This is a genomic window from Variovorax sp. 01T439_2 (genome assembly GCF_056398445.1).
Window position 1 is genome coordinate 1 of record NZ_JBFTPJ010000337.1, and the last position, 5,574, is coordinate 5,574.

General features: G+C 68.6%; 5 protein-coding genes. 1 reads left to right on the forward strand and 4 read right to left on the reverse strand.

Annotation, left to right across the window (positions count from 1 at the left end; genetic code table 11):
* The 3 genes from AC1DOC_RS16885 to AC1DOC_RS16895 form a co-directional block, all read right to left on the reverse strand.
* Nucleotides 1-511 (reverse strand): carbohydrate ABC transporter permease (locus AC1DOC_RS16885; protein WP_478130123.1); only part of this gene is annotated, 511 nt, incomplete at its 3' end.
* Nucleotides 512-524: 13 nt separating this feature from the next.
* A complete protein-coding gene (locus AC1DOC_RS16890; protein ID WP_369663366.1) occupies nucleotides 525-1,853 on the reverse strand; it encodes an extracellular solute-binding protein in 1,329 nt (442 codons plus the stop codon).
* A gap of 45 nt (nucleotides 1,854-1,898) precedes the next feature.
* Complete coding sequence (locus AC1DOC_RS16895; protein WP_478080442.1) at nucleotides 1,899-3,251, reverse strand: iron-containing alcohol dehydrogenase; 1,353 nt, start codon at nucleotides 3,249-3,251, stop codon at nucleotides 1,899-1,901.
* Between the two features lie 174 nt (nucleotides 3,252-3,425).
* Between AC1DOC_RS16895 and AC1DOC_RS16900 the strand changes: the two genes are divergently transcribed.
* Nucleotides 3,426-4,385 (forward strand): sugar-binding transcriptional regulator, encoded by a 960-nt coding sequence (locus AC1DOC_RS16900; RefSeq protein WP_478080443.1) that lies wholly within the window; start codon nucleotides 3,426-3,428, stop codon nucleotides 4,383-4,385.
* 8 nt (nucleotides 4,386-4,393) lie between these two features.
* On the opposite strand, the gene AC1DOC_RS16905 is transcribed toward AC1DOC_RS16900, so the two are convergent.
* Nucleotides 4,394-5,574, reverse strand: a 1,181-nt coding sequence (locus AC1DOC_RS16905; RefSeq protein WP_478130124.1) for a YVTN family beta-propeller repeat protein, incomplete at its 5' end; no start/stop codon positions are given.

The window sequence follows — 5,574 nt, forward strand, 5'->3', positions numbered from 1 at the left end:
CCGCCAGGATGACCAGGATCATCGCGTCCGAGCCCACGCGGTTCGGGTCCCACGCGAGGCCGATCGCATGCAGCAGCTGCGCGAGCGGACCGACTGCGGGGTTGAAAAGAAAGGCCCACAGGATGCCCGCGATGACCGGTGCAATGGCATAGGGCAGCAGGATGATCGCCTTGTAGACGCCGCGGCCGCGGATCACGCGGTCGCTCGCAAAGGCCAGCACCAGCGCCACCGCGATGGTCAGCAGGTTCTGCAAAATGGTGAACACCACCGTGACCTGGACCGACTCGTGGTACGTGGCGCTTTGCAGCAGCTGCGCAAAGTTGTCGAAGCCGACGAAGTGCACCGTGTTGCCGAACGGATCGGACAGGAAGAAGGCCTGCCCGAGCGCGCGGAACGACGGAATGAAAAAGAAGAACAGCAGGATCGCGAGCTGCGGCAGCAAAAGCAGCGCCGGCAGGCGCACGTCCTTGAAGTGCGCACGCTTCAGGCCCGCTTCGATCGCTGCCGCCATGGGTACCGCCCGCTCAGTAGCGGCCCTTGTTGAGCTTCTCGTACTGCCGCAGGATCTCGTTGCCGCGCTTGACGGCATCGTCCATGGCCACCTGCGGCGTCTTCTTGCCGGCCACCACGTTCTGGAACTCGTCGCGCTGCGCCATCATGGTCTGCGTGAAGTTGCCGAAGTGAAAGCCCGTGGAGTTGGCCGTGGGCGTGCCGCGCGTGAGCTGCAGGATCGCAATCTCGCGCGTCGGATGCTCCTTGTAGTAGCCCTGCGACTTGGCGAGTTCGTAGGCCTTGTTGGTCAGCGGCACGTAGCCCGTGGCCTTGACCCACCAGAACTGCGTCTCGGGCTTGGCGATGTAGTCGAGGAAGGCGGCCACGGCCTCGTACTCGGCCGGCTTCTGGCCCTTCATCACCCAGAGCGACGCGCCGCCGATGGTGCTGTTCTTCGGCTGCTTGCCCTCTTCCCACGGCAGGTAGGTGGCGCTCCAGTCGATCTTGGATTCGCGCTCGATGCCGCTGTGCGCAGCGGTCGAGGCAAAGTAGGTGGAGCACTTGCCCGAGGTGAAGAGCTGCTCGGGGCTCAGGCCCTGGCCGGCGATCTGCATCACGTCGTCGTCGATCCATTTCTTGATGCGCGCCACCTGCGAAACCACCGAGGTCTTGTTGTAGACGAACTCGGTGTCCAGCCCCTGATAGCCGTTGGCCTTGGTGGCATAGGGCAGGTCGTTGATGGCGCTGTAGTTCTCGAGCAGGCTCCAGTGGTAGTCGCCCGCGAGCACCGAGCCGCAGGCCGAGATGCCCTTCTGCTTGATGGCGTAGAGCTGCTTCTCCAGCTCCTGCCAGGTCTGCGCGGGCCCGGCGAAGCCGGCCTTCTCGAAGTGCGCCTTGTTGTACCAGAGGATCGGCGAGGACGAATTGAAGGGCATCGTCATCAGCTTGCCCTTGTAGCTGTAGAAGCCGGCCACCGGCTTCACGAAATCGGCCCATTCGACCTTGTAGCCGCGCTGGTCGAGCAGGTCCTGCACCGGCATGGTTGCATCGGACAGCAGCATGGTCATGAAGCCGCGCTCGTAGATCTGCACGAGCGCCGGCGCGCGCTTGGCGCGGTAGGCAGCAATGGTGCCGTTGATGACCTCGTCGTAGTTGCCCTTGTAGACGGCGGTGACGGCGTACTTGTTCTGCGAGCTGTTGAAATTCTTCACCAGTTCTTCCACGCGCTCGCCGAGCGCGCCGCCCATCGCGTGCCACCACTGCACCTGCACCGGCTGCGCGGCGGCGGGTGTGCCGCTCGCGAGCCAGAGCGTGGATGAAAGGGCCAGCATGGCCAGCGTGCTGCGTCGTTGGATCTTCATCGCGTTCTCCTGTGGGGTATGTCGATGCCAGGGGTGTTCTTGCGTTCAGGCGGTCCAGAAACCGCCGGGCGCGAACTGCCCGGCGATTGCGCGGTCGAGCCAGCCCAGGTCGTCGAGCAGGTCGAGCAGCGTGTAGCGGCGCCGGATGAGGCGTGCGCGGCGGTGGTCGGCGGCGAACCTGGCGGCGCCGATGCCGAGTTCTTCGGGATGGCTCGCGCCGCCGACGGTGGCCAGCCGCTGCTGCATGTCGCGCGCGCCGATCAGCTGGCGCTTCAGCTGTGCGCGCAGCGCGGGCCAGGTGCGCACCAGCTGGTCGAGGCGGGCGCGGCGGCTGCCGAGTGCGGCCTTCGCATTCATCTCGCCGCGCGCAGCGGTCCTGAATTCCTCATTGCCGAAGGCGGCCTCGATCTCGCGCGACAGCGCGGCCTCGTCCTGGCCGTCATGCGCCTGCGCTGCGGCAGCCGCCATTGCGGCCGCGGGCTGCGCAATGAGCCATTCGTACATCGCCAGCATGGCGACGCAGCCGACGCCCACGCAGGCGCCATGCGCCGCGGGCTCGCCATCGACCTGCAGGTTTTCCATTTCCCACAGGTGCGAGAACTGGTGGTCGCTGCCGCTCGCGGGGCGCGAGTTGCCATGCGCCTGCATGGCGAAGCCGCTGACCAGCAGGCCGGCCAGCAAGCCGGCCAGCGCCTGCGGCTCATGCACGGCCAGGCGCTGCGGCGCGCCGAGCCAGTCGCCGAGATGGTCCTGCACCAGCGCGTAGGGACGCGGATTGATGGGCTCCACGCCGAGCGCGTCGGCCAGCAGCCAGTCGGCGCCGGCCACGGCCTTGCCGGCCAAGTCGCCGTAGCCCCAGGCCGTCATGCGCGCGGGTGCGGCGCGCAGCACGTCGAGGTCGGCCAGCACCGCCACCGGAGGCGGGCATGCGAGCGTGCGCTTGAAGCCGTCTTCATCGAGCAGTGCGGCGCCGGAGGCCGCGTAGCCATCCATGGAGGCGGCGGTTGCAAGGCACACATAGGGTTGGCCGGCGAGCGAGGCCGCATGCTTGGCGAGGTCGCTGACGACGCCCGAGCCCACCGCGATCGGCGTGACCGCCTGCGCGGAAAGCTGCTGTGCGATGGCCGCCGAGCGCGCCACGCGCGGCTTCAGGCGAGGCTTCGCAGGAAAGACCAGCGGCGGCGCGCAGGACACGCCCTGCGATTCGAGCAGGGCCTGCGCCGACGCGCCCACCGCATCCCAGGTGTTCTCGTCGGCCACCAGCATCCAGCGCCGGCCCGGCGCGCAGCGCTGCAGCACGCCGGGCAGCGAGCGCACCGCGGCGTGCTCGATGACGACTTCCTTGGTGACCGCCGCATCGCGCAGCGCGGCCTTCAGGGGGAATGACGAATCGCTCATGTCTCCTGCAATCTGGACGCCGTTTTCCGGTCGATGAACAAGTGTATAGTTTGAAAGACATTTGTTTCAACCACGTGACTACCCGTAGACCGGCGGGCCCGCGGCGCGGAATCCGCCACACCCGTGCCACCATCGCGGCCGCAGAATCGACGACGACAACCACGGAGAATTCGGATGGCTGAGGAAGATCAGGTGGCGGTGCGCGTGGCCTGGCTCTACTACATGGAGGGCCTGACGCAGGACGGCATCGCCACGAAGCTCGGCCTCACGCGGCTGCGCGTGAACCGCCTGCTGGGCGAGGCGCGCGAGAGCGGGCTGGTCAGCATCAAGATCAACTCGCGCCACGAAAGCTGCCTGCGGCTGGAAGAAGAGCTGCGCAGCGTCTGCGGCCTGCGCGAGGCAACGATCATTCCCACGCCCGGGAGCCCCGAACTCATCCCCGTGCTGCTGGGGCGCACGGCCGGCGAATATCTTTCGAAGCACCTCGAGACGAACCGCGTGCGCGGCGTGGGCGTGGGCTGGGGCGCCACCTTGCGCGAGGCCATCCGCCACGTCGCACCTGGCCAATGGCCCGAGGTGCACGTCAACTCGATGATGGGCGGCCTGACGCGCGGCCTGGAGATCAACACCTTCGAGACGGCCAGCGCACTGGCCGCGCGGCTGGGCGCGCAGTGCAGCTACCTGGCCGCGCCCCTGTATGCGGGCAGCGCCAGATCGCGCGACACCATCGTCTCGCAGGATGTCTTCAAGGAAGCCTTCGGCCAGATCGCGGCCAACGACGTCGCGCTGCTGAGCGTGGGCGACCTGAGCACGCGCTCGCTGCTGGTGCGCTACGGCCTGCCGAAGGACGTGCCGGTGGCCGAGCTGCGCCAGGCCAAGGCGGTGGGCGACATCATCGGCCAATTCCTCGACCGCCACGGCAACCCGGTGAAGCATGCGCTGAACCAGCGCGTGGTCGCGCCTTCACTCGAGGAGCTGGCGCGCATCCCGACGGTGATCGTCGCCTCGGGCGGCGAGAACAAGGCGCCGATCATTGCGGCGGTGCTGCGGGCCAGGCTGCTGTCGGTTCTGATCTGCGACGAGCAGACGGCGCGCACGGCGCTGAAGCTCTACCAGGCGCTGCAGGAGCGCTGAGCCTTCCCTCAGGGCGCGAGCACCGTCACGCGCGCCGTCATGTAGGAATGCACCGAGCAGGCGTAGTCGTGCACGCCCGGCTTGTCGAAGGTCCGGGTGAAGGTCTTGCCGGGCAGCATGAGGTCCATGCCCGCGGTGCCGTCCTTGAAGGCCACGCCGTGCGGCGCGCCGTCGTCGTTCTTCCAGGTCACGCTCTGGCCCGCCTTGACGGTGATCTGCGCCGGCTCGAAGGCGAAGTTGCGGATCGCCAGCACCTGCGCGGAAACGCCAGTCTGCGATGCATGCGCGGTGCCTGCGGACGCGGCGCGCTGCACCGCCACCTTGCGCGGCGCGTTGCCGACCGGCACGGTGTGCATCGGGCCGCCCGCAAGGTCGACCACGCTGACGTCGTTGGAGCCTTCGTTGCTCACCCACAGCTTCTTGCCGTCGGCCGACAGGTCGAGCCAGTGCGGCTGCTTGCCCACGCCGATGCTGCGGCCCGGCGCCCGCGTGGCCGGGTCGAAGAGCAAGACCTCGCCCGGCCCCTGCACGACCACCACGCCGCTCGCCATGCCGGCGAAATGCTGGGCGATGTGGGGCGACACGCCGGTCGGTATCGGCGCCAGCCACTGGTTCGTCGCCGGGTCCAGCACCTGAACGGCGGGCACGCCCGCCAGGGTCAGGTACAGCGCCTTGCCGTCGTGGCCGAACTCCAGGTCGCGCGGCGCCTTCTCGAGCGGGATCTCCGCGACCACCGTGCGCGCCGCCAGGTCGAGGACCACCAGTGCGAAGTGTCCCGGCTCCTGCGAGGCGACGTAGGCCTGCCGGCCGTCGGGCCGCACGGCGATGGTGTGCGGCTTGGGCACGGGCACGGTGGCGCTGACGGCGTGCGTCGCGGTGTCGATGAAGGCCACGCGGTCGTCGCCGTTGACGGCCACCAGCAGCCAGCGTCCGTCGGCCGTGGCGGCGAGGCCCTGCGGGCCCTTGCCGACCTCGATGGTGCGCGCCACGCCGTCGCTGGCTGCGTCGATCTCGCTCACCGCCGAGGCGCCGGAGCCGCTGACGAACACGCTGCGCCCGTCCGGCGAGATGACGATGCCGTCCGGCCCCGTGGCCACCGGCACGGTGGCGAGCACGCGCTCGGTGCCGGTGTCGATCACGCTGACCGTGCTGTCCTTGAAATTGCCGACGTAGGCCTTGGGGCCGGCTG